Below are 24,795 nucleotides of genomic sequence, written 5' to 3'. Positions count from 1 at the left end.
AGAATGCTTGCATATTCGGCAATTTCGACAAATCCCAACAAGACTTTCCCTACGGAAAATGTCATACTGACGATTACGCCGCCCGTCCTGGGCGCGCTCGCTCCGGAATTCCCCCATGTCGCTTTTCATGTTGCCCGACGATCCATCGTTGCTCAGTTACGGTATGTACGACCCGAAACTGGTCGTGCTGTCCTTGCTCGTGGCAATCTTTTCATCGTGGATGGGCCTGCAGATCGCGGGCCAGTCGCGCCAGCAGACGCGCCATCGCACCCTGTTCCTGTTCACCGGCAGCCTGGCGCTCGGCGCCGGCGTCTGGGCCATGCACTTCATCGGCATGCTGGCCTTTAACCTGTGCACCCAGGTCGACTACGACCCGATGATCACGATCCTGTCGAACCTGCCGAGTATCGGCGCGTCCTTCGTGGCCCTGAGCCTGATCGCGCGCGAACGCATCGGCACCGGCGGCCTGCTCGTGGGCGGCGTGCTGGTCGGCGCCGGCATCGGGGCGATGCATTATTCCGGCATGGCCGGCATGCGCATGAGCCTGGACCTGCGCTACGATCCGCTGATGTTCGGCCTGTCGATCGTGGTCGCCGTCGTGCTGGCCACCCTCGCCCTCTGGGTGCGCTTCGGCCTGACCCGCCTGCGCCTCTCGGAAGGCAAGCGCCTGCTGCTGGCGGCCGTCGTCATGGGCTGCGCGGTGACCGGCATGCACTACACCGCCATGGCGGCCTCCCGTTTCGTGGGCACGGTCGACCCCGACGCCGTCGCGAGTTCGAATACTACCTTCCTGGCGCTCGCGATTTCCCTGATCACGGTGCTGTTCACGGTGGTCGTGCTGGGCGCGAACGGCCTGCTGCGCTACCGCCAGCTGTACCTGGAACTGTCGCGCAGCGAAGCCTGGATGCGCGCCCTGCTCACCACGACGGTCGACGGCGTGATCACCATCGACCGCAACGGCACGATCGAGGAATTCAACGCCTCGGCCGAGAAGATCTTCGGCTGGCGCCGTGCCGACATCGTTGGCGGGAATATCCGTCTCCTGATGACCGAGGCCGAGCGCGCCGCGGAAGATGCCGGCCTGCTCGGCTACCTGCGCGACAGCGGCACCAACCCGATTCCCAACAATGCCGACATCGAAGCGCTGCGGCGCGACGGCAGCCTGGTGCCGATCCGCGTCGCCCTCGGCCACGCGCGCATGGACGAGCGGGAACTGTTCGTCTGCTTCGTCACCGACATCAGCGAACGGCGCGAAATGGTGGCGGCCCTGCGCGCCAGTGAACAGCAATTCCGCTCCCTGATCGGCACCATTCCCGGCATCTCGTATCGCAGCCGGATCGAAGGCGCGCACCCGATGGTCTTCATCAGCGACGCCGTCGAGCGCGTGGCCGGCTATCCGGCGCACGACTTCCTGGGCAATCCACCGGGTACCGCGGCGCGGCGCAACTTCGGCACCCTGATCCACGCCGCCGACCGCGTGCGCGTGTCCGAAGCGATTGCCGCGGCGCTGCAGGAAGACCGCCCCTACCTGGTCGAATACCGCCTGTTGCACGCCGACGGCTCGACCCGCTGGCTGTGGGAAAACGGCGCCGGCGTGCGCAACGAGGAAGGCGTGCTGACCTGGCTCGACGGCGTGATCCTCGACATCAGCGAACGCCGCATGATGGAAGACGCGCTGCGCGAGGCGAAGGAAGCGGCCGAACAGGCCGCCGCTGCGCGTGCCAGTTTCGTCGCCAACATGAGCCACGAGATCCGCACGCCGATGAATTCGATCCTGGGCTTCACCGACGTGCTGCTCGACGGCGAACTGGCGCCGGACCAGCGCCGCCACCTCGACACGGTGCGCAGCAACGGCCGCTCGCTGCTGCGCCTGCTGAACGAGATCCTGGACACCGCCAAGCTGGAAAAAGGCGCGGTCGAACTCGAGATCAACGATTTCAATTTGCTGTCCCTGATCGACGAACTGTCCTCGACGCTGGCCGCCAACGCCCGTGCGAAAGGCCTGCAGGTCGACATCCATTACGACCCGGCCCTGCCGACCAACCTGCGCGGCGACGAACTGCGCATCCGCCAGGTCCTGACCAACCTGCTGGATAACGCAATCAAATTCACCGCCGCCGGCAGCGTGCTTCTCCGCGCCGAGCAGCAGGACGGCCTGCTCCACTTCAGCGTAAAAGACACCGGCATCGGCATCGCGCCGGAGCGCCTGCAGGCGATCTTCGACCCCTTCACCCAGGCCGACGTCTCGATGACGCGCCGCTTCGGCGGCACCGGCCTCGGTACCACGATCAGCAAGCAGCTGGTCGAGCTGATGGGCGGGAAGATCTGGGCCGAGAGCATCATCGGCGAAGGGACGACCTTCCACGTCGTGCTGCCGCTGGTGGTGGCGCGCTTCGCGCCGCAGCAGGCACGCGTGCGCACCGCCGCCGCCCTGCCGCCGCTGCGCGTGCTGGCCGCCGACGACGTGCCGCAGAACCTCGAGCTGCTGCAGCTCCTGCTGGCGCGCCGTGGCCACACGATGACGGCAGTGCCCGACGGCGCCGCCGTGGTCGAGATGGCCGCGCGCCAGGAATTCGACCTGATCCTGATGGACTTCCAGATGCCGGTACTCGACGGCCTGGCGGCCACGCGCCGCATCCGCGAGCACGAACTGGCGACTGGCCGCGGGCGCGTACCGGTCATTGCCATGACGGCCAGCGTATTGCCCGAGCACCGCCGCGCCAGCGCGGAAGTGGGCATGGACGGTTTCGCCTCCAAGCCGGTCGACTGGGTCACGCTGTCGCACGAAATCGCGCGCGTGCTCGGCCTCGGCGCCGGCAACCTGGGGGCCGACCCGGCGCCGCTGCTCGCACGACATGTGCTCAATCGCGTGGCCGGCGTGAACCGCTGGGGGGGCAAGGAAGACGCCTACCGCGAAGCGCTGGAACACTTCCACAGCCAGCACGGGATGCTGCCGCAGTTCCTGCGCAGCTTCCTCGACAGCGCCGACTACCCTTCGCTGCGCATGCTGGCCCATAAGGCGCGCGGCGTGGCCGCCAACCTCGGCCTCGAACTGCTGGCCGATGCGCTGGCCGAACTCGAGCACCTGGCCGAAGGCGACAAGGGCCAGCAGCTGGCCGGCGTGGCATTGCTGCCGGACGCGCTCGCGCAAGTCGAGGCGGCGCATGCCGCGGCGGTCCAGGCGATCCGCGCCGAACGTCCGGCCGCCAGCAATGCGCCAAGCGCGCCGCAAAGCGCAGCCGACCTGCCGCGCGCCCTGTGCGCCGGCCGCATGCTGCGCGACGCCCTTGCCCGCGGTGCGCTCGACGACGCCGCACTGGCCGGCCTGGCCGCGGCGCTGTCCGGACACCCGGTCGCCGCCCGCGTCACGCAGGTCCAGGCCGCGCTGGCCGATTTCGATTTCGACCTCGCCCAGCAGCAGCTCGACGCCGCGCTCGATGCGCTGAATGCACTCTCCGAACACGCAGATTCAACGCCACAGGAAACGATGTAATGAGCATGACGAGTAACCGGCCGCTGATCCTCGCGGTCGACGATGAAGCGAGCAACCTGCAACTGCTGCGCCAGATCCTGCAGGACCACTACCGCCTGTTGTTCGCCAAGGACGGCGCCCGCGCGCTCGAATTGGCCAACAAGGAAAAACCCGACCTGGTGCTGCTCGACGTGATGATGCCCGGGATGAGCGGCTATGAAGTCTGCGCCGCATTGAAGGCCAATCCGCTGACGGCGCCGATTCCCGTGATCTTTGTCACCGCCCTCTCCGACACCGCCGACGAACTCGAAGGTTTCGAGGCCGGCGCGGTCGACTACATCACCAAGCCGGTCAGCCCGCCGGTCGTGCGTGCACGCGTGCGCACCCACCTGTCGCTGGTGCGGATGGAAGAGTTGAAAGCGTCGCGCCTGGCGATCGTGCAGCGGCTCGGCCTGGCGGCCGAATACAAGGACAACGAGACCGGCCTGCACGTGATCCGCATGAGCCACTTCTCGCAGATCCTGGGCCTGGCGGCCGGCATGAACGAGCAGCAGGCGGACGATCTGCTGCACGCGGCGCCAATGCACGACGTCGGCAAGATCGGCATCCCCGACCGCATTTTGCAAAAGGCGGGCCCGCTCGATGCGGACGAATGGAAGGTAATGCAGAGCCATGCGGTCATCGGCGCCGAGATCATCGGCGAGCATGGCGACGGCATGCTGAAACTCGCCCACGAGATCGCCATGACGCACCACGAGAAGTACGACGGCAGCGGCTACCCGCAGGGCCTGGCCGGCGACGCGATCCCGCTCACCGGGCGCATCGTGGCGATTGCCGACGTGTTCGACGCCCTGACCTCGATCCGTCCCTATAAACGGGCCTGGACCGAAGAGGAAGCGATCGACTACCTGGTGCAGCAAAAGGGCAAGCACTTCGACCCGATGCTGGTCGACCTGTTCGTCGCCCAGCTGCCGGCGATCCGGACCGTGCGCGAGCGCTGGGCGGAAGCGGCCTGAAAACGGCCGCGTGGACTCGGCAGTCCACGCGGTGACGCGTGTTTTCAGTCGTCAGCCGCGGCGTTCCACGACTTCTTTGTAGAGCGCCGTATAATTCGCCGCCATTTTCTCGGCCGTAAACACGTCCTCGAAGCGCTGGGCCGCCCGTGCGCCCATCTCCCTCGCCATCTCCGGGTTGTCCCACAAGGTGCGCAGCGCCGCGCGCAGCGCCTGCGGATCGGCCGGCGGCGTCACCAGACCCGTCTCGCCATCGATGTTGATATACGTGGTGCCGCTGCCGATGTCGCACGAGACCATCGGTTTGCCATACATCGCCCCTTCCAGCAGCGAAATGCCGAATGCCTCCGAGCGCAGGTGCGAGGGGAAGGCGAGCGCATAGCAGAGGGTGAGCAAGGCGACCTTGTCTTCCTCGCCGACGGCGCCGACAAAGATCACGTTGTCCAGGCCCAGGCTCAGTGCCTGCGCCTTCAGGCGCGCTTCCTCCGGCCCGGCGCCGACGATCACCACCGGGTAATGGGTGCCGGCCACCGCCTCGAGCAGCACGTGCAGGCCCTTGTAGTAGCGCAGCACGCCCACGAACAGGAAGAACTTCGGCCCGATCCGCTCGCGCCACTGCGCCAGGCGCGCCGGGTCGGACTGCGGATAGGTACTCTGGTCCAGGCCGTAGGTGATGATGCGGGTCTTGTCGCGGTAGCGCCCCAGCACCGGCGACGAGGCCATGTAATTGGGCGAGGTCGCGACGATGGCGTCGACGCTGCGCAGGAAACGCTGCTTGAGCGGCTGGTACAGGCGCAGCAGTTTTTTCTGGCGCACGATGTCCGAGTGATAGGTCACCACGGTCGGCGTCTTGACGCGCGCCAGGAAGTGGGCCAGGTCCATGAACGGCCACGGGAAATGGTAGTGCACGACGTCGGCGTTCTTCGCCAGGCGCGCCAGGGCGCCGAGGGACGCCACCGAGCAGGCATTCGAGGCCAGCTCGAAGTCCAGCGGCACGCGGTGCACGGTATGGCCCTCGAAGGCGATCGGTACCAGGTTCTTGTCGCGCGACAGCGACAGCACGGTGTTGGTCACGCCGAGGCGGCCGGTACCGACGCACATCTGGCGGATGACCTGTTCGATACCGCCGACGCTGTCGGGGTAATAGGTCTTGTAGAAATGGAGGACGCGCATAGGTACGATCAGAAAAGGACGGGCCTGGCGCCGCGGCGACCGATCCGGCGCCATCCCGGCGCCGGCCCGGCCAGGGTCAGCCCGTCGAGGGCACGCCCTCGAGCATCCAGCGCAAGGTGTCGCGCAGCGGAGGCGGTTCGAGCGGCCCGATGATGCCGCCCAGCTTGTCATTGCTCCCCGAGAGGGTCAGGACGTCGTTGGCGCGCACGAAGGCGGGATTGACCTGCACCTCGATGCGGTAGCCCGCGATCTCGGAAGCCAGGTCGATCACCTCGCCCAGCGAATGGCTGCGCCCGGAACACACATTGAAGGCTTCGCCCGCAGGGGCAGCGGCGACCAGCTTGCGGTAGCTGCGCGCCACCATGCGCACGTCGGAAAAATCGCGCGCGATGGCCAGGTTGCCCAGTTCGATGCGCGCTTCCCTGCGGCGGAAATGCGAGACGATCTTCGGCAGCAGGAAGTTGTCGCTCTGGCCGACACCGGTGTAATTGAAGGGGCGCGCGATGATGATCGGCAGCTTGTCCATCCACAGGCGCGCCATGTATTCCATGGCCAGCTTGCTGACGGCGTAATCGTTGGCCGGCGCCGGCACCACCTCTTCGGTGATGACGGGCACGCTGGCATTGCCGTAGATATTGGCCGACGAAGCGAGCAGCACGCTCGAGGCCTTGTGGCGGACGGCCGCCAGCGCTTCGAGCAGGTTGCGGGTGCCGACCACGTTCACGCGGTAGATCTGCTCGACATCTCTGTGGCCGACGAAGGCGATGCCGGCCAGGTGCACGACCACGTCCGGCTGCACCTGCTCGACCATGGCGCCCACGGCATCGCGGTCGCACAGGTCGACCGCCAGCACATCGGTGCCGAGCTCGCTGCCCGGCGTCGCGGTGCCGAACACGCGGTAGCCGGCGGCGGCCAGTTCGCGCGCCACGTAATCGCCGGTGAAACCGCGCAGGCCGGTGACCAGGGCACGCTTGCCCACGCCTTCGCGCGGGCCCGCATCACGCTGCGGATCTTGCATGGTGCTCATGTCAGAAGGAGAAGCCCTGCTCGTTGCGGCGCAGGTCGGCCTCGACCATCATCTGGCACAGCTCTTCCAGCGTGGTCTTCGGCTCCCAGCCCAGCTCGCGCTTCGCCTTTTCCGGGTTGCCGATCAGGAGTTCGACTTCGGCCGGACGGTAGAACTTCGGCGAGATGCGCACCAGGGTCCTGCCGCTCTTGGTGCAGGTACCGGTTTCGTTTTCGCCGCTACCCTGCCATTCGAGGTTGATGCCGGCGGCCTTGAACGCCATCGTCACGAAATCGCGCACGGTTTCGGTACGGTTGGTGGCCAGCACATAGGTGTCGGGCTGGTCGGCCTGCAGCATGCGCCACATGCCTTCGACGTATTCCTTGGCAAAGCCCCAGTCGCGCTTGGCGTCGAGGTTGCCTAGCTCGAGCACGTCGAGCTTGTTCAGGACGATCTTGGCGACCGAATCGGTGATCTTGCGGGTGACGAACTCGCGGCCGCGCAGCGGCGACTCGTGGTTGAACAGGATGCCCGAGGAGCCGAAGATGCCGTAGCTCTCGCGGTAGTTGATCGTCATCCAGTGCGCGTACAGCTTGGCCACGCCGTAGGGGCTGCGCGGGTAGAACGGGGTGTCTTCGACCTGCGGGATGGCCTGCACCTTGCCGAACATTTCCGAGGTCGACGCCTGGTAGAAGCGGATCTTCGGGTTGACCAGGCGGATCGCCTCGAGCAGGTTGACGGCGCCGAGGCCGGTAATCGATGCGGTGGTCAAAGGCTGGTCGAAGGACACGCCGACGAAACTTTGCGCTGCAAGGTTGTAGACCTCATCCGGTTGCGCGTTCTGGATCAGGCGCAGGCTCGACGCCAGGTCGGTCAGGTCGTATTCGACCAGCGACAGGTTCGGGTGCGCCTGGATGCCGAGTTCCTCGATACGCCAGAAATTGGTGGAGCTGGCGCGACGGAAGGTACCGGTAACGTGGTAACCCTTCTCGAGCAACAACTGCGCCAGATAAGCGCCGTCCTGGCCAGTAATACCAGTGATAACGGCTCTTTTTGTTGTTTTCTGCATGTGTGAAAATTCCGGATGAATGCCGTAGGCGGCAAGTACTTTTTTGACAATCCCAATTGTAACAGAGGTCCCTGCCCGTTACGGACGCAGGAGCAACATAACAACAGGTTATACGCTCGGCGCATTATTCGCCGAAATGCGATCTCGACGGGTGAACGCTTACGGATTGTTACGTGTCTCCGGACGAAAAAACAGGCGAGCACGCCCGCCTGTCAATGTGCCGCAAGAAGGCCGCAATGAGACCGCAAACAGCCCGAACTTCCTGCCGTTCGGGCTGCCTAAGGATGTCGGGCCCTGCGGTTTTTTAGCGGTTCGACACCGCGTCCACCACGCACAAAGCCGTCATGTTGACGATCCGGCGCACCGTCGCCGACGGCGTCAGGATGTGCACCGGCTTCGCGCAGCCGAGCAGCACCGGGCCGACCGCGATGCCGTTGCCGGCTGCCGTCTTGAGCAGGTTGTAGGCGATATTGGCCGAATCGATGTCCGGCATGACGACCAGGTTGGCGTCGCCCTTGAGCGTCGACTGGGGCATCAGCTTGGCGCGCAGCTTGGCGTCGAGGGCCACGTCGCCGTGCATCTCGCCGTCGACTTCCAGGTTCGGCGCCTTTTCCTGCACCAGCGCCAGTGCGGCGCGCATCTTTTGCGCCGGGGCGCTGTCGGACGTACCGAAGTTCGAATGCGACAGCAGCGCCACGCGCGGGGTGATGCCGAAACGCTCGAGTTCCTCGGCCGCCATGATCGTGATCTCGGCCAGCTCTTCGGCCGTCGGGTTCTCGTTGACGTGGGTGTCGACCATCGCCAGCTGGCGCTCTTCGGTGATGACGAAGTTCATCGCCGCATAGACTTTGGCGCCGGCGCGCTTGCCCAGTACCTTCTCGATGAAGTCCAGGTGGGTCCAGGTGGTGCCGTAGGTGCCGCAGATCATGCCGTCGGCGTCGCCCTTGTGGATCATCATCGCGCCGATCAGCGTATGGCGGCGGCGCATGGCCAGCTTGGCCATCTCCACGGTCACGCCCTTGCGCATCACCATCTGGTGGTAGGTCTGCCAGTAGTCGCGGTAGCGCTCGTCGAAATCGGGGTTGATCACGTCGAAATGCTCGCCCTGCTTCAGGCGCAGGCCGAACTTCTGGATACGCGCCTCCAGCACCGCCGGACGGCCGACCAGGATCGGGCGCGCCAGCTTCTCGTCGACCACGACCTGCACCGCACGCAGGATGCGCTCGTCCTCGCCTTCGGCGTAGACGATGCGCTTGAGTCCGGGCGGGGTGCTCTTGGCGACCTGGAACAGCGGCTTCATGAACGAGCCGCTGCGGTACACGATCTGCTGCAGGCTCTCGGCATAGGCGTCCAGGTCCGCGATCGGACGGGCGGCGACGCCGCCATCCATCGCGGCCTTCGCCACGGCCGGCGCGATGTGGGTCAGCAGGCGCGGGTCGAAGGGCATCGGGATCAGGTATTCCGGGCCGAAGGACAGGTTGTTGATGCCGTAGGTCGTCGCGACCACGTCCGACTGCTCGGCGTGCGCCAGGGCGGCGATCGCGTGCACCACGGCGATTTCCATTTCGCGCGTGATCGTCGTCGCGCCGCAATCGAGCGCGCCGCGGAAGATGTACGGGAAGCACAGGACGTTGTTCACCTGGTTCGGGTAGTCCGAACGGCCGGTGGCGATGATGACGTCGCTGCGCACCGCTTTTGCGTCTTCCGGGAGGATTTCCGGATTCGGGTTCGCCAGCGCCAGGATGATCGGGTTCGCCGCCATTTTGGCGACCATTTCCGGTTTCAGCACGCCGCCCGCGGACAGGCCGAGGAAGATGTCGGCGTCCGGCATGATGTCGGTCAGGGTGCGGTGCGCGGTGTCCTGCGCGAAGCGCTCCTTGTCCGGGTCCATCAACTCGACGCGGCCTTTATAGACCACGCCCGCCAGGTCGGTGACAAAAATGTTTTCGATCGGGAAGCCGAGGTCGACGATCAGGTCGAGGCAGGCCAGGGCTGCAGCGCCGGCGCCGGAGACGACCAGCTTGCACTGTTTGATGTCCTTGCCGACCACTTTCAGGCCGTTCAGGATGGCCGCGCCGACGATGATCGCGGTACCGTGCTGGTCATCGTGGAAGACCGGGATCTTCATGCGCTCGCGCAGCTTGCGCTCGATGTAGAAGCACTCCGGCGCCTTGATGTCTTCCAGGTTCACGCCGCCGAAGGTTGGTTCCAGCGAAGCGATGATGTCGACCAGTTTATCCGGATCGTTCTCGGCGATCTCGATGTCGAAGACGTCGATCGCGGCGAACTTCTTGAACAGCACGCCCTTGCCTTCCATTACCGGCTTGGAGGCCAGCGGGCCGATGTTGCCGAGGCCCAGCACGGCGGTGCCGTTCGAGATCACGGCCACCAGGTTGCCGCGCGAGGTGTATTTGTACGATGCCGCCGGGTCCTTGACGATCTCTTCGCAAGGGGCTGCGACGCCCGGCGAGTACGCCAGGGCCAGGTCGCGCTGGTTCAGCAGGCCCTTGATCGGGGTCACTGCAATCTTGCCCGGACGGGGGAACTGGTGGTATTCGAGCGCTGCAGCACGCAGTTGTTGGCGTAATTCTTCTTTTTTATCCGATGACGAATCCATGCTATGCAGCCTTCCTGAACTTAGAGGGGAACCTCCAATTTTAGCAGACTGACTCTTATAGCAGACTACGTATTTTCCACCCTCGCCAATTCATAAGTTTAGTTGATGCAATAGACGGATTTATAAGCAAATCCGATAAATATAGACATTGTCGTAATGGCATCGTTTCGCCCTTGTACTCGCGGACGGTAGAATTGGCCCATGCTTTCCGAATTCGACCTCATCAAACAATACTTCCGCCGCGCCCGTACTGGCCGCGCCGTCCTCGGCATCGGCGACGACTGCGCCCTGCTCGCCCCGACACCCGGCATGCAGACGGCGATCTCGACCGACCTCCTGATCGAAGGCCGCCATTTCTTCGCCGGCGCCGACGCCCGCATGCTGGGCCACAAGAGCCTGGCCGTGAACCTGTCCGACCTGGCAGCGATGGGGGCGCGGCCAGTCGGCTTCACGCTGGCGCTGTCGCTGCCAGGTGCCGATCCGGAGTGGCTGGAAGCCTTCTCGAACGGGATGTTCGCGCTGGCCGACCTGCACGACTGCGAACTGATCGGCGGGGACACGACGCGCGGGCCGCTCGCCATCTGCATCACCGTCTTCGGCGAGATCGCGCCCGGTCACGCACTGCGCCGCGACGCCGCCCGTGCCGGCCACGACATCTGGATCTCGGGCACCCTGGGCGACGCGCGCCTGGCGCTGGCCGGCTACTGGAAAGAGATCGCGCTCAGCGGGGAGGCGCTGGCCCTGGCCGCGCCGCGCATGCACCTGCCGACGCCGCGCGTCGAGCTCGGGCGCGCACTCAGCGTGCTGCCGATCGCGCACGCCGCGCTCGACATTTCCGATGGCCTGGTCGGCGACCTGGCGCACATCCTGGAAGCCTCGAAGGTCGGCGCCACGCTCGACGTCGACGCGCTGCCGGCCGGCCCGGCGCTGGCGCAGCAAGCGCTGGCGCTGCGGCGGCGCTTTACGCTGGCCGGCGGCGACGATTACGAACTGTGCTTCACCGCGCCGGCGGCGCAGCGCGCGGCAGTGCTCGCGGCGGCGGCGTCAAGCGGCACGCCTGTGACGCGGGTCGGGACGATCGAGGCCGAGCCGGGACTGCGGCTGGTCGATGCGGCTGGCAAGGCTTTACAGATGGACGTGCAGGGCTGGGATCACTTCAGCGGGGAGTGATCACGCTGCGGACCCCGTGGGCACGGGGCGCCCACCCTACAACACATGGTCCGTGGCCTATCGCCGTTCGTAGGGTGGGCGCCCCGTGCCCACGCGGACGCGTGCATCGCCTTAGCACCACCCGTGCCCACGCGGACGCGTGCATCGCCTTAGCACCACCCGTGCCCACGCGGACGCCGGCATTGTGTCGACGCTCGCCCTACCCCATCCTTGCCACCTTGCGGTCGTCATACGGCCCGTGCTCCATCCAGTAATGCCGGAACGCCAGCCGCACGTTCTCGCGCAACTCCGCATCATTCCATGGCTTCGTATAGAACTTGTAGATCGAGCCGCGGTTGATCGATTCGAGCACGGTCTTCACGCCCGTGTGGCCGGACAAAATGATCCGCATCGTGTCCGGATACATCTCCTTCACCTTGCTCAGGAACTCGGTGCCGCTCATGACCGGCATGCGCTGGTCGCACATCACCACCTGCACCCGGTACAGCGCCAGCAGCTCGAAGGCCTCGTCCGGCGCCGCCGCGGTGAGCACCCGGTAGTTATCGCGCCGCAGCAGGCGGTGCAGCGCGCTCAGGGCATCGACGTCGTCGTCGACCACCAGGATGGTCTGGATTTTGCTGTCGTCAAGCGCCGGCCAGTCAGGCGTTTCGCGGTTCTTGCGCACCAGCTGGGCCAGCTGCACGGCCGGCAGCGCACGCGAAAAGTGAAACCCCTGGATCTCGTCGCAGCGGTGGCGCCGCAGATACGCCATCTGCGCGCGCGTCTCGACGCCTTCGGCGATCACCTGCATGTGCAGGCTGCGCGCCATGCTGATGATGGCCAGCGCGATGGCCGCGTCGTCGGGACTGGTGACGATGTCGCGCACGAACGCGATGTCGATTTTGAGCTTGTCGATCGGGAAGCGCTTCAGGTAGGCCAGGCTCGAATAGCCGGTGCCGAAGTCGTCGATCGCGATCCGGATGCCCAGCCCCTTGAGCCGTTCCAGCACCTCGATGGTGCGCTCGGCATTCGTCATCAGCGCGCTCTCGGTCAGCTCGAGCTCGAGCATGCCGGGCTCGGTGCCGTGGCGTTCGATCGCCGCCCGCACCACGCCCTCCAGGTCGCCCTCGACGAACTGGCGGCTCGACACATTGACCGCCACCCGCACGTCGCGCACGCCCTGCGCCTGCCACTCGGCGATCTGGCGGCAGGCCTCGTCGATGATCCATTCGCCGATGCGCACCACCATCCCCGTCTCTTCCAGCACCGGCACGAATTCGGCCGGATACACCAGGCCATGGCCGGGCCGGTTCCAGCGCAGCAGCGCCTCGACCCCGCAGATGCGGCCCGTGGACAGTTCGAGCTTGGGCTGGTAGTGCAGCACGAACTGGCCGCCATCGAGCGCGCCGCGCAGCGCCACCTCAAGATCGAGGCGCGCCAGCACCTGCACGTTCATGCCGGCCGTGAAGAAGCGGTAGCCGTCGCGTCCCGCTTCCCTGGCGCGCACCATCGCCGTGTCGGCATATTTCACCAGGACTTCCGGCTCGACCGCGTCGTCCGGATACATCGCAATGCCGATGCTGGCCGTGAGCACGGCCTGCTGGCCGTTCAGGTCGAAAGGCGCGCGCAGCGCTTCGCGGATCTCGTTGGCCACCTGCGCCGCCTCTTCCTGCTGCTCGCGCGTCATGCTGAGGGTGACGGCGAACTCGTCGCCGCCGAGGCGCCCGACCGAATCGCGCTGCTCGCGCACGCGCACCAGCCGGTTGCTGAACTGGCGCAGCAGCTCGTCGCCCAGCGCCGGCCCCAGCGAATCGTTGACGATCTTAAAACGGTCGAGCGTGATGAACAGCACCGCCACGCGCCAGGACTTGTCCTGGGCCAGCTCGATCGATTCGCGCAGGTTCTGGAAGAACAGCGTGCGGTTCGGCAGGCCCGTGAGCGCGTCGAAACTGGCCAGGTGCCGCAAGCGCTGCTGCGACTGGATCCGTTCGCTGATGTCGCGCGCCACCGCGATCAGGAGTTTGGTCGTACCCGCCTCCTGCCACTGCCAGCTGATCTCGACCGGCACCGCACCTTCGCCGCCGGCGCGCAGCAGTTCGGTCTCGTTGATGTCGGCCTCGTGCGCCGCGCCGTTGGTGGCCAGGTGCCGCTCGAGCTGGGCCTTCGTCGTCAGGCCCAGCGCCACCGGATCGATGCGCATCAGCGCCTCGCGCGAAAAGCCGAGCATGCGGCAGGCGCCGTCGCTCACATCCACCAGCGCCAGGCTGGCCGCGTCGATCAGGAAGATGCCGTCGGTGGTGGCGTCCATCGCGCTGCGGAAGCGCCCCAGCGCCGCGGTCCGTTCGCGCACGGTGCGTTCCAGGTGCGCGCCGTATTCGCGCGACTCGCGGTGCATCAGGCGCACTTCGAGCAGGTTGCGGATGCGCGTCATCACCTCGACCGTGTCGAGCGGCTTGCCGATGAAGTCGCGCGCGCCCGCTTCCAGGGCGGCCAGCTTCTTCTCCGGTTCGGCCGTCACCACCAGCACCGGCAGCCAGGATTCGCTCTCCAGCGGTTTTAACGCCTCCATCACCTGGAAGCCGTCCATGTGCGGCATGTGCAGGTCGAGGATGATCAGGTCGAAGCGGAATTTCAGGTGCAGCGACACCACCTGGCGCGGGTCAGTCGTGCTGTGCACGTTCTCGTAGCCGGTGGTTTTCAACAGGTATTCGAGCAGCTGCACGTTGACCGGCTGGTCGTCGACCACCAGCACGCGTGCGCGGCGCACCTCGGCCTGCGTGATCATGACGCCCCTCCCCGGGGTTCCCTGCCTCCGCGCAGCTGCGCCAGCGTCAGGTCGATCGCCTCGTTGAACTTGTCGATGTCGATCGGCTTGGTCAGATAGCGGAAGAAGCCGGCCGCCAACCCGCGCTCGATGTCGCGCGCCATCGCGTTGGCCGTCAGCGCAATCACGGGAATGTCTTTCGTGGCCGGTTCGCGCTGCAGCTGCGCCAGCACTTCCAGGCCGCTCATGCCGGGCAGGTTCAGGTCCATCAAAATAAGGTCGGGCCGATGCGCGCGCGCCAGCGACAGGCCAAGCGGGCCGTCGCCCGCGGCGATCAGGCGCAAATCGGGCCGGAAGCGCACGATCTCTTCGACCAGTTTCAGGTTGGCCGGATTGTCTTCGACATACAGCAGCAGGTGCGGCGCCCCATCGCCTGGCGCGGCCGGCGCGGCTGCGCGCTCCTCGCCGGCGCCGGCGTTCGATATCAGCGGCGCCGTGGTGCCCAGTTCGATCGTAAACACGCTGCCCACGCCCGGACTGCTGGTGACCTCGATGGTGCCGTTCATCAGCTCGACCAGGCGGCGCGTGACCACCAGCCCGATGCCGGTCCCTTCCTGGGCGCCGGCTTCCTGGCCGAGGCGGTTAAACGGCTGGAACAGGCTCTCGAGCTGGTCCGGGCGCAAGCCCATGCCGGTGTCCTGCACCGAGATGCGCAGGCGGCCAGGCGTGATCTGCTGGCAGCCGAGTACCACGGCGCCGGCGTCGCGGTTGTACTTGATCGCGTTCGAGAGCAGGTTCAGCAGCACCTGTTTCAGGCGCGTGCGGTCGGCCAGCAGCACCGCGCCGACCTGCTGCGGGAACAGCACGCGGATGCCGCGCGCTGCCGCCAGCGGTTCGATCATGCCCTGGCATTCGCCCAGGATCTCGTTCAAGGCCACCGGCTCCATCGACAGCGTGATGGTGCCCGATTCGACCTTGGCCAGGTCGAGGATCTCGTTGATCAGGGTGAGCAGGTGGCGGCCGGATTTCAGGATGTGGTTGGCGAATTCCTTCTTTTGCGCCTCGTTGGTCGGCAGCGATTCGGAGGTCAGGATCTGGGCAAAGCCGAGGATCGCATTCAGCGGCGTGCGCAGCTCGTGGCTCATCGAGGAGAGGAAGGCGGACTTCGCCTGGTTGGCATTCCTCGCCTCGTCGATCGCGTTGGCCAGTTCGGCATTGGCCAGCGCCAGCTGCAGCGTGCGTTCGTCGACGCGCTGCTCGAGCTGCTCGTTCAGGCGCATGATTTCCTGCTGGGCGCGCGAGCGCTCCTGGGCTTCGCGCACGATTTCCCCATTCGAGTCTTCCAGCTCGCGCGTGCGCTGTTCGATCTCGGTCAGCATCGCATTGAAGGAGTCGGCTAGTTCGGCCGCCTCGTCGTTGCCGATGCGCGGCGCGCGCCGCGAATAATCGCGCGTGGCGACCACGTCGCGCGCGATCTCGGTCACGGCCAGGATCGGCGCGGTGATGCCGCCGCCCATGCGCCGCATCAGCAGGTAGGCCGTCGCCATGGCCAGCAGCATCACGCCGAGTGCAATGGCCAGGTAATCGAGGGTGCGCGCCAGCATCCGGTTCTCGGCGCGCAGCCATACGGTGCCGATGGTCTCGCCGTTTTCCACAATCGGCCGGAACAAGGTCACGTGGCGGCCGTCGTTGAACGCGCCCGCCGCTCCCGGCCGCGGCGGGAAGGACCCCGCCGTGCCGTGCGCCGCATAGGAGGCGAACAGGCGCCCATGCTCGTCGAAAATGGCGGCCGCCCCGACCATCGGCCGGGTGCGCAGCAGCGCCAGGTTTTCGCCCGCCAGGCGCGGGTCGTCGAAGGCCAGCGCGGCCGAGGTCATGTGCCCGACCAGTTCGGCCTGGGTGGATAAATCGTTGACCAGCGAACGCTGGTAGTTGCGCAGGTCGTAGGCGATGATCAGGCCGACCGACACCAGCAGCGCGGCGAAGGTGGTGGCCATCACGACCACGACCAGCTTCTTGCGGATCGAGGAGCTGCGGTTCATGAGGCCCCCGTCACGCGCCAGGCCGCGGCCAGCAGGCGCGCACTGATTTTCAGGCCGCTCGCGGCGACCTGGCCGAGCGCCACCTCGAAGCGCAGGCGCTCGTCGACCACGAGGAAGCGGACCATGCTGCCGGAGACCCCGGCGTCGCCGACGCTCAGGACCGGCAAGCCGCGCGTGCCGGCCAGCAGCCCGGCCCAGGCGCCAGGGTCGGTGCCGGCGACGTACAGGACATGCAGGCCGGCCGGCGAATCGCCGCGGTGCAGGCGGCGCACGGCCAGCGGATGGCTGCCGACGCTGCGCCCGGCCACGACCTGCTCGAGCTGGGCCGCCAGGTCGTCGTTGCCCGCGACGCCGATCACGAGCGGGCTGTCGGGACGAGCGAAGGCGGCGCCCGGCCAGTCGACGAAGCCGGCGAACTTGTAGAGATAGGCGGCCTTCACCTGGGTTTCGAGGCGCGCCGGCTGCGCCGCGGCGGCGCCGGCCAGCAGCCACAGGACGAAGGTGAGCAGGTGCGCAGAACGCACGGCCCGGACGGCAAAGTCCCTCACGATGGGACCGGACCTACCCGGCAGCACGTGGAAAATGCATGCGGCATAAACATGTCTGTTGAAAAAAAGAAACGCGGCGCAAATCGCCGCGATGCAGGATAGCAGTCCGGATTGTCGTCGTGTCGCACGGGACATTTCCTTAGAACTATAAAGGAGGGGGAAATCGCCGTGGTGCCGGAGCGAAGCTACTCTACCCGCTCGCGTGCCATTTGGATAGCAGGCCTGGGACCGCATGCAAGTTTGCCACACCGGTCCGCCCCGTGCCGCGCTAGAATGAAACCATGCGCGACCACCCGCTGTCGCCGCCGCCGGCCGAGCCCGGCGCTACCTGAAGGAGCTGCACGTGACGAACGATTTGATCGATCTTGCAACGAAAGTGGGCATGGCGCTGCAGGCCAAACGCCTGGTGCTGGCCACGGCCGAATCCTGCACCGGCGGCGGCGTCTCGCAGGCCATCACCGAGATCGCCGGCTCGACCGGCTGGTTCGAATGCGGCTTCGTGACCTATTCGAACGCGTCCAAAACCGAGCTGCTCGACGTCCCGGCGGCGCTGATGGCCCAGCTCGGGTCGGTCAGCGAGGAAGTCGCGGGCGCGATGGCCGAAGGTGCGCTATCCAACAGCAATGCCGACGTGTCCGTCTCCACCACCGGCATCGCCGGCCCTACCGGCGCGGTGCCGGGCAAGCCGGTCGGCACCGTCTGCTTCGGCTGGGCGCGCGGCGACACGACCTTTACCGAGCGCCTCGTGTTCCAGGGCGACCGCCAGGCCGTGCGCGAGCAGGCCGTGGCGCATGCACTGCGTGGCCTGCTGCGTTTTATTGAATAATGCAGCGCGCATAGTGAGGCGAGCATAGTGCGGCGGCGCCGGCCTGTCGCGGCGCGCGTCGCCGCGCTGCTGTTTGCCTGCGCGCTGGGGGGCACAGGCTGCGCAGCGACGGGAACGGGCGCAGGAACGGGCACCCAAGCGGACTCCGGGTTCCAGACCGTGTACGCCGCCGGCGATATCGCCCGCTGCACCCATCCCGACCCGCGCTGGTCGGGCGCCTTCGACACCGCCGCCGTGGTGGCGGCCGGCCTGGCGGCGGATCCGGATGCCGTCGTGCTGACCCTGGGCGACCATACCTACCCGCGCGGCAGGGCCGCGGAATTCGCCCACTGCTACGGGCCGACCTGGGGCCGCTTCAAGGAGCGCACCTGGCCCGCCCCCGGCAACCACGAATACGCGACGAAGGGCGCGGCGCCGTATTTCGCCTACTTCGGCGAGCGGGCCGGACGCGGCTATTACTCGCTGCGCCTGAAAGGCTGGCGCATCTATTCGCTCGACAGCAACCTGACGGGCGCCGCGCATGCGCAGCAACTGGCCTGGCTGCGCAGCGAACTGGCGCAGGATGAGAGCACCCCGGCCGCAGCCGCGACGGGCGCAACGCCGCCCTGCACGCTGGCATTCTGGCACCATCCGCTGTACAGTTCGGGCGGCCACGGCAGCGTGCCCATCATGCGCGAGGCCTGGGCGCTGCTGCGGGAAGCCGGCGCCGAACTGGTGCTGTCCGGCCACGACCACGATTACGAGCGCTTCGCGCCGCAGGACGAGCAGGGCCGGTTTACTACGCTTGGCCTGCGCCAGTTCGTGGTCGGCACCGGCGGCGCCTATCCGACGCCCTTCCTGTTACCGGTCGAGCATAGCGAAACCCGCGACGCCAGCCGCAGCGGCGTGCTGCGTTTGCGGCTGTATGCGGGCCGCTATGACTGGGAATTCCTGGAAGCGACCCCACCTCAGCTACCGAACGCCTCGCCGCCGGACCACGGCAGCGCGCGCTGTCACTGAACTTTTGCACCACCATTGATCTCCAGGAGCACCACATGAAAACCCGCCCACTCGTTGCCGCATCGCTGCTGATGGCCGCCCTGAACGGCGCCGGCGCGGAAGAAGGCGGAAGCGGCGCCGCGGCCGCCGGCACGCCGCCGGAAACCAGCCTGCCCGGCATCCCGCAGATTGCCTTCGACAAGTACCTGCTGCCCAACGGCCTGCAGGTGATCCTGGTCGAAGACAAGCGCCTGCCCTTGGTCGCCGTCAACGTCTGGTACCACGTCGGCCCGGCCAACGAGGCGCCGGGCCTGACCGGTTTCGCCCACCTGTTCGAACACATGATGTTCGCCGGCAGCAAGCACCTGCCGCGCGGCCTGGCCGACCGCCTGATGGAAGGTGCCGGCGCCAGCGACAGCAACGGCAGCACCGATTACGACCGCACCAATTACTACGACACCGTGCCCTCGAACCAGCTCGAACTGGCCCTCTGGGTGCACGCCGACCGCATGGGCTACCTGCTCGACGTGCTCGACCAGAAGTCGCTCGCCAACCAGCAGGACGTGGTGCGCAACGAGCGCCGCGACACGGTCGAAAACGAACCCTATGGCATCGTCGAGGAAGCGCTGAACCACGCGCTGTTCCCGCAAGACCACCCGTACCGCGCCTCGGTGATCGGCTCGCACACCGACATCCAGAACGCGAAACTGGAAGACATACGCGACTTCTTCACCCGTTACTATGGCCCGAACAACGCCAGCATCGTGATCGCCGGCGACATCGACAAGGTGAAAACGCGCGCGCTGGTCGCCAGGTATTTCGGCAGCCTGCGCCCCGGTCCGGCCGTGGTGCGGCCCACCGTCAAGACCCCGCCGATCACGGCCGAGCGCCGCCTGGTGGTGCCGGACCGCGTCGAACTGCCGCGCGTCTACATGGGCTGGCTGACGCCGCCCGCCTACCAGCCGGGCGACGCCGAACTCGCCGTTGCCGCGCAGATCCTCGCCGGCGGCAAATCGAGCCGCTTATACAAGTCGCTGGTCTACGGGCGCCAGATCGCCCAGGACGTCGATGCCGACCAGGATTCGCGCGCACTGGCCTCGGCCTTCCTGATCGAAGTCACGGCGCGCGCCGGCCACACCCCCGCCGAGATCGAGGAAGCGATCGATGCCGAGCTGGCCGCGCTGCGCGACCACGGGCCGACCGAGGAGGAAGTCGCGCGCGCACGCAACCAGATCGAAACGGCGATCGTGAGTTCGCTCGAAAAACTGGGCGGCGACGGCCTGGCGGACCAGCTGAACCACTACAACCAGTACACGGGCGACCCCGGCTACCTGGTACAGGACGTGGCGCAGCTGCGCAAGATCACCGCCGCCGACGTGAAGCGGGCCGCGCGCACCTGGCTGCAGAAGAAGTCACGCGTGGTGGTGGCCGGCGTGCCCGGCATCCCGGACCTGCCGCCCGATCCGCCGGCGCCGAAGCCGCCCAAGGCGCGCGGCAAGGCTGTCGCCAAGGGGGGACCAGGCGGCATCAACGAAGCCGAAGCCTGGCGCGCGCACATGCCGAAAGCGGGACCGGCGCCGCGCCTGAAGCTGCCGCAGGGAGAGCGCTTCACGCTCGCGAACGGCCTGACGGTCATCCACCACTACAATCCGGCGCTGCCGCTGGTGTCGGCCGACCTGGTCGTGCGCAGCGGTTCGGACGCCAATCCGGCCGACCTGCCCGGCCTTGCCGGCTTCACGGCGCAGATGCTGACCGAAGGCACGGCGACCCGCAGCGCGCCGCGCATCGCCGACGAGATCGCGCAGCTGGGCGCCTTCATGGACGCCGACAGCAGCACGGCGGCATCGACCGTCTCGCTGCTGTCGCTGCGCGCGAACTTCGGCGCGGCGCTCGCCGTACTGGCGGACGTCGTGCAGAACCCCGCGTTCCCGATCGCCGAAGTCGAACGCCAGCGCGCCAGCCGCCTGGGCGACCTGATGCAGCAGCGCGACGAGCCGGAAGTGATTGCCGCGCTGGCCGCGGCCGGCGCGCTGTACGGGCCGCGCCATCCTTACGGCTACGGCCAGCTGGGCACGGAGCCGGCGATCCGTGCCGTCACGCGCGACGATGTAGTTGGCTTCTGGCGCCGCCACTACGTGCCGGGCAATGCGGCGCTGGTGGTGTCGGGCGATATCTCGCGCTCCGAACTGACGGCGCTGGCCGAAGCGCGCTTCCTGGGCTGGAAGAGCGCCCCGGTGCCGCCGCTGCTGCCCGGCACCCCGGCCACGACGAAGGCGCGCGTGGTGCTGGTCGACCAGCCGGGTGCGGGCCAGACGGCGCTGCGCCTGACCATGCTGGCCGCCGAGCGCAAGACGCCGCTGTTCCCGGCGCTGGAAGTCATGAACGCGGCCTTCGGCGGCCTGTTCACGAGCCGCATCAACCAGAACCTGCGCGAAGACAAGGGCTATACCTACGGCGTCTATTCCGGGTTCAGGTACGACCGCACGCCGGGGCCCTTCATCATCGCCGGCAGCGTGCGCGCGAACGTGACGGGGGCCTCGGTGTCCGAGTTGTTGCGCGAAGCCCAGGCGATGGTCGACCAGCCGCTCGATCCGGCCGAACTGGCGGGCGCGCGCAATGCGCAGCTGCTGTCGCTGCCGAACCATTTCGAGACGAATGCCGACATCGGCGCCAGCCTGGCCGAGACCTTCGTGTTCGACCTGCCGCTCGACTATTACAGCCAGCTGCCGGCAAGGCTGGAAGCGGTGACCGCGGCGGACGTGCAAGCGGCGGCAAAGCGCTATCTCGATCCGGCCAGGTTGACGGTCGTCGCGGTGGGCGAACGCAAGAAGATCGCGCCGCAGCTCGACAAGCTGAAGCTCGGCCCGGTCGAGCTGCGCGATAGTGAGGGTCAACTGCGTGAGGGTCAACTGCGGCCATAAAGCGGCGACAGGCGGGTCGATTTTGTAGGGTGGGCCGGGCCGCGATCGGACCCCGCGCCCACGCGCAACCATGCACCGTGTTACCCGGTACCGGTGACGCAACAGCAAGCAACCCGACACGCATCCAAAAGCGTCACGCCGCCGTTTCCAATATTGCAAACGTCTCGGAGCGCATCATAACGGCGAACAAGGCCGGACACGCAGGTACCCGCGTGGGCGCAGGGGCGCCCACCCTGCAAAAGCAAAAAAGCCCGTCACATGACGGGCTTCGTTTTATGCAGCCGCTTCAATCAGGCCAGCGGATCGATCACAAACGCCGGCATGGAAGCCTTATCCTTGGCGCACTCCAGGAACTTGTCCGCGGTAACCAAGGCCTCGTTGATCGTCACGTCCATATCCAGGTAGCGATAGGTACCAAGTCGGCCAACGAAGGTCACGTTCGGCTCCTTCTTCGCCAGGTTCACGTACAGCTCGAGCTGCTGCTTGTCGCGTGCCAAGCGGATCGGGTAGTACGGGATGTCCTTCTCTTCGCACTGGCGGCTGTATTCCTTGTAGCAGATCGTCTTTTCGTGCTTTTCCCACGGCGAGAAGTGCTTGTGCTCGGTGATGCGGGTGTACGGCTTTTCGTTATCGCAGTAGTTGATAACGGCATTGCCCTGGTAGTCGCCGGTGGCACGGAAGGTTTCGAAATCCAGCGTGCGGTAAGGCAGGCGGCCTTCGGCGTGCTTGAACCAGGCGTCGATCGGGCCGCTGTAGAAGACGTGTTCGTATTCCGATTTCAGGTCCGGGTCGAAGCGGGTGTTCAGGTGCACGGTCACGCCCGGCACATTGATGATGTTCTCGACCAGCGCCGTATAGCCCTCGGCCGGCATGCCCTGGTATTTGTGGCTGAAGTAATTGTCGTCGTAATTGAAGCGCACCGGCAGGCGCTTGAGGATGCTGGCCGGCAGTTCGCTCGGCTCCAGGCCCCACTGCTTGACCGTATAGGTCTTGAAGAAGGCTTCATACAGTTCGCGGCCGACGAAACGCAGCGCCTGTTCTTCGAAGGTGGTCGGGTTTTCGATCGTCTTGTCGCCGAGCGACTGCAGGAATTCTTCCGCTTCCGCCGGGCCCATGGTCTTGCCGAAGAACTGGTTGATCGTCAGCAGGTTGATCGGCAAGGTGAAGACCTGGCCCTTGGTGATGGCTTTCACGCGGTTCACGTAAGGCTTGAACTCGGCGTAGCGGTTCACGAATTCCCAGGCACGCTCGTTGTCGGTGTGGAAAATGTGAGGACCGTAGACGTGCAGCATGACGCCGGTCTCGGCATCGCGCTCGGAGTGGCAATTGCCCGCAACGTGGGAGCGCGATTCGAAGACTTCGACGGTGTAGCCAGCTTGCGCGAGCTGGTTTGCAATCACAGCTCCGGAAAATCCAGCGCCGACGATGGCGATTTTCTTGTTCATGTGTCTATATCCCTAACTGTTGATTGTTGCTGTCTGTAAGACGCGGTCCACCGGCTGACCGGACCGACGCCGCCATGGCTGTGTCTCTGTGTACTAATCGGAACGACGGCTGGAAACGGTGACTGGATGAAGTGCTTGCGAGCGTTGGAGATATTTTTGTTGCACGCTTCACGGCCACTAGCCATTCTATTTATTAATACACCGACAATTATATGACGCTGCTTCGGTTAACCCCCGTTCGATTGGGAGGATGCCTGTAGTACTTTTCCGACAAGAAAAATCACGTCTTACGCCCCGCCTCAGCGTATTGACTTGTCGAATCGGCGATCCTGATCTAACATGTGAACAACTATTCACATGTTAATGATGAACACACCCGACGATCCCGATCACGCCGTCGACCAGCTGGCGGATTTGTTCCACCTGCTGGGCGATAAAACCCGCCTGCGCATCGTGCTCGCCTGCCTGACGCAGCCGACCTCGGTCGGCGAGATCGCGGCCACACTTGCGCTGTCGAGTTCGCTCGTCAGCCACCACCTGCGCCTGCTGCGCGCGGCGCGCATCGTCAAGTCCGAGCGCCAGGGCAAGCAGGTGTTCTACGCCGCCGCCGACGCCCACATCAGCACCCTGCTCGCCACCATGTTCGAGCACATCGCCGAACCCATCAACGGAATCGATTCATGAGTCACGACCACCACCACGATCACGGCCATTCCCACGGCCACGGCCACCACCATCATCACCACGCGGCGCCGGAACCCGGCCATGGACGCGCCTTCGCGCTGGCGATCGGGGTCAATTCGCTGTTCGTCGGCATCGAATTCGTCTACGGCTTCCTCGCCAACTCGACGGCGCTGATGGCCGACGCCGGCCACAACCTGTCGGACGTGCTGGGCCTGGTGCTGGCCTGGGGCGCGGCGGTGCTGGCGAAACGCGCCCCGAGCCCGCGCTATACCTACGGCATGCGCAGCACGTCGATGCTGGCGGCGCTGGCGAACGCGTTGCTGTTACTGGTGGCTTGCGGCGCGATCGCCTGGGAAGCCGTGCACCGCTTGACGGCGCCGGCGCCGGTCGAGGGCGTGACGGTGTCGGTCGTCGCCGCCATCGGCGTGGCCATCAACGGCTTCTCGGCCTGGCTCTTCATGTCCGGCAGCAAGGATGACCTGAACGTGCGCGGCGCCTACCTGCACATGGCGGCCGATGCCGCGATTTCGCTGGGCGTGGTGGTGTCGGGGCTGATTATCATAGGCACCGGCTGGACCTGGCTGGATCCGGCGGTGAGCCTGGTGATCGTGGTGGTGATCGTGCTGGGCACCTGGTCGCTGCTGCGCCAGTCGCTGCGCCTGGTGATGGCCGCCGTGCCCGACAGCGTCGATGCCGCGGCGATCGGTCATTTTCTCGCGCAGCAGCCGGGTGTGTCCGGCGTGCACGACCTGCACATCTGGGCGATGAGCACGACCGAGACGGCGCTGACCGCGCACCTGGTGATGCCGGGCGGTTATCCGGGAGATCGCGCGATCGACGAGATCGTGCACCGCTTGCGCCACGATTTTTCGATCGGGCATTGCACCTTGCAGGTCGAAGAAGGGACGTCGCAGCATCGCTGCGCACTTGTCGCGTAGGGTGGACGGGTCCCCCGTCCACGCGTTGATCGTTATCGGCTCCGCTACCGGTCCGGATGATCTTGCTGCCAACGATCACCGCGTGGGCGGCGCACACGGTACGAATGCGCGTCATCCGGCGGTGGAGCCGACCACCCTGCGTCGCCGACC

The 24,795-nt window shown here is 66.3% G+C and carries 16 protein-coding genes; 8 read left to right on the top strand and 8 right to left on the bottom strand.

Translation table 11 applies throughout. The features are described 5' to 3' along the window. Window positions 1-115: 115 nt before the first annotated feature. On the top strand, window positions 116-3,493 hold the full coding sequence (locus tag AC1MEM_RS06060) for an MHYT domain-containing protein (RefSeq protein WP_499475979.1): 3,378 nt from the start codon (window positions 116-118) through the stop codon (window positions 3,491-3,493). Further along, a complete protein-coding gene (locus AC1MEM_RS06055; protein WP_499475978.1) occupies window positions 3,493-4,488 on the top strand; it encodes a response regulator in 996 nt (331 codons plus the stop codon). The genes AC1MEM_RS06060 and AC1MEM_RS06055 overlap by 1 nt, the downstream gene beginning before the upstream one ends. A gap of 51 nt (window positions 4,489-4,539) precedes the next feature. Here the strand turns inward: AC1MEM_RS06055 and AC1MEM_RS06050 are convergent, their stop codons facing one another. From AC1MEM_RS06050 to AC1MEM_RS06035, 4 genes are all read right to left on the bottom strand, one after another. Continuing rightward, window positions 4,540-5,658, bottom strand: coding sequence for a glycosyltransferase family 4 protein (locus AC1MEM_RS06050; RefSeq protein ID WP_499475977.1), 1,119 nt, complete (start codon window positions 5,656-5,658; stop codon window positions 4,540-4,542). Between the two features lie 76 nt (window positions 5,659-5,734). After that, window positions 5,735-6,676, bottom strand: a complete 942-nt coding sequence (locus tag AC1MEM_RS06045; protein WP_499475976.1) for a GDP-mannose 4,6-dehydratase — start codon at window positions 6,674-6,676, stop codon at window positions 5,735-5,737. A gap of 10 nt (window positions 6,677-6,686) precedes the next feature. Further along, complete coding sequence (gene gmd / locus AC1MEM_RS06040; RefSeq protein WP_499475974.1) at window positions 6,687-7,733, bottom strand: GDP-mannose 4,6-dehydratase; 1,047 nt, start codon at window positions 7,731-7,733, stop codon at window positions 6,687-6,689. 304 nt (window positions 7,734-8,037) lie between these two features. Continuing rightward, complete coding sequence (locus AC1MEM_RS06035; RefSeq protein WP_499475973.1) at window positions 8,038-10,350, bottom strand: NADP-dependent malic enzyme; 2,313 nt, start codon at window positions 10,348-10,350, stop codon at window positions 8,038-8,040. 201 nt (window positions 10,351-10,551) lie between these two features. Here AC1MEM_RS06035 and thiL point away from each other — a divergent pair, with 201 nt between their 5' ends. After that, window positions 10,552-11,520 carry a thiamine-phosphate kinase gene (gene thiL, locus AC1MEM_RS06030; protein WP_499475972.1) on the top strand — a complete coding sequence of 323 codons (969 nt, stop codon included), beginning with the start codon at window positions 10,552-10,554 and terminating at the stop codon, window positions 11,518-11,520. A gap of 199 nt (window positions 11,521-11,719) precedes the next feature. On the opposite strand, the gene AC1MEM_RS06025 is transcribed toward thiL, so the two are convergent. The 3 genes from AC1MEM_RS06025 to AC1MEM_RS06015 are packed head-to-tail and all read right to left on the bottom strand — an operon-like array spanning window position 11,720 to window position 16,829. Then, on the bottom strand, window positions 11,720-14,284 hold the full coding sequence (locus tag AC1MEM_RS06025) for an EAL domain-containing protein (RefSeq protein WP_499475970.1): 2,565 nt from the start codon (window positions 14,282-14,284) through the stop codon (window positions 11,720-11,722). Further along, complete coding sequence (locus tag AC1MEM_RS06020; RefSeq protein WP_499475968.1) at window positions 14,281-16,305, bottom strand: sensor histidine kinase, YfiR-like protein-associated; 2,025 nt, start codon at window positions 16,303-16,305, stop codon at window positions 14,281-14,283. Before AC1MEM_RS06020 ends, AC1MEM_RS06025 begins: the two co-directional genes overlap by 4 nt. Continuing rightward, window positions 16,302-16,829 carry a TOL_0243 family YfiR-like periplasmic protein gene (locus AC1MEM_RS06015; RefSeq protein WP_499475967.1) on the bottom strand — a complete coding sequence of 176 codons (528 nt, stop codon included), beginning with the start codon at window positions 16,827-16,829 and terminating at the stop codon, window positions 16,302-16,304. Before AC1MEM_RS06015 ends, AC1MEM_RS06020 begins: the two co-directional genes overlap by 4 nt. Before the next feature lie 406 nt (window positions 16,830-17,235). On the opposite strand from AC1MEM_RS06015, the gene AC1MEM_RS06010 reads away from it, so the two are divergent. The 3 genes from AC1MEM_RS06010 to AC1MEM_RS06000 are packed head-to-tail and all read left to right on the top strand — an operon-like array spanning window position 17,236 to window position 21,578. After that, window positions 17,236-17,679 (top strand): CinA family protein, encoded by a 444-nt coding sequence (locus AC1MEM_RS06010; protein WP_499477584.1) that lies wholly within the window; start codon window positions 17,236-17,238, stop codon window positions 17,677-17,679. Between the two features lie 27 nt (window positions 17,680-17,706). Further along, complete coding sequence (locus AC1MEM_RS06005; RefSeq protein WP_499475966.1) at window positions 17,707-18,678, top strand: metallophosphoesterase family protein; 972 nt, start codon at window positions 17,707-17,709, stop codon at window positions 18,676-18,678. Window positions 18,679-18,713: 35 nt separating this feature from the next. After that, window positions 18,714-21,578 carry a M16 family metallopeptidase gene (locus AC1MEM_RS06000; protein WP_499475964.1) on the top strand — a complete coding sequence of 955 codons (2,865 nt, stop codon included), beginning with the start codon at window positions 18,714-18,716 and terminating at the stop codon, window positions 21,576-21,578. A 290-nt stretch (window positions 21,579-21,868) separates the two neighbouring features. On the opposite strand, the gene glf is transcribed toward AC1MEM_RS06000, so the two are convergent. After that, window positions 21,869-23,023 (bottom strand): UDP-galactopyranose mutase, encoded by a 1,155-nt coding sequence (glf, locus tag AC1MEM_RS05995; RefSeq protein ID WP_499475962.1) that lies wholly within the window; start codon window positions 23,021-23,023, stop codon window positions 21,869-21,871. A gap of 357 nt (window positions 23,024-23,380) precedes the next feature. Between glf and AC1MEM_RS05990 the strand changes: the two genes are divergently transcribed. Together AC1MEM_RS05990 and AC1MEM_RS05985 are read left to right on the top strand one after the other, a co-directional pair. Further along, window positions 23,381-23,707 (top strand): ArsR/SmtB family transcription factor, encoded by a 327-nt coding sequence (locus tag AC1MEM_RS05990; protein WP_499475961.1) that lies wholly within the window; start codon window positions 23,381-23,383, stop codon window positions 23,705-23,707. Further along, window positions 23,704-24,645 carry a cation diffusion facilitator family transporter gene (locus tag AC1MEM_RS05985; RefSeq protein WP_499475960.1) on the top strand — a complete coding sequence of 314 codons (942 nt, stop codon included), beginning with the start codon at window positions 23,704-23,706 and terminating at the stop codon, window positions 24,643-24,645. The genes AC1MEM_RS05990 and AC1MEM_RS05985 overlap by 4 nt, the downstream gene beginning before the upstream one ends. Window positions 24,646-24,795 lie beyond the last annotated feature (150 nt).

The sequence above is a fragment of the Telluria sp. AIW5 genome, from assembly GCF_056680575.1.
Note: the sequence above shows the minus strand (reverse complement) of the source record. Positions and strands in the feature narration are given on the sequence as shown.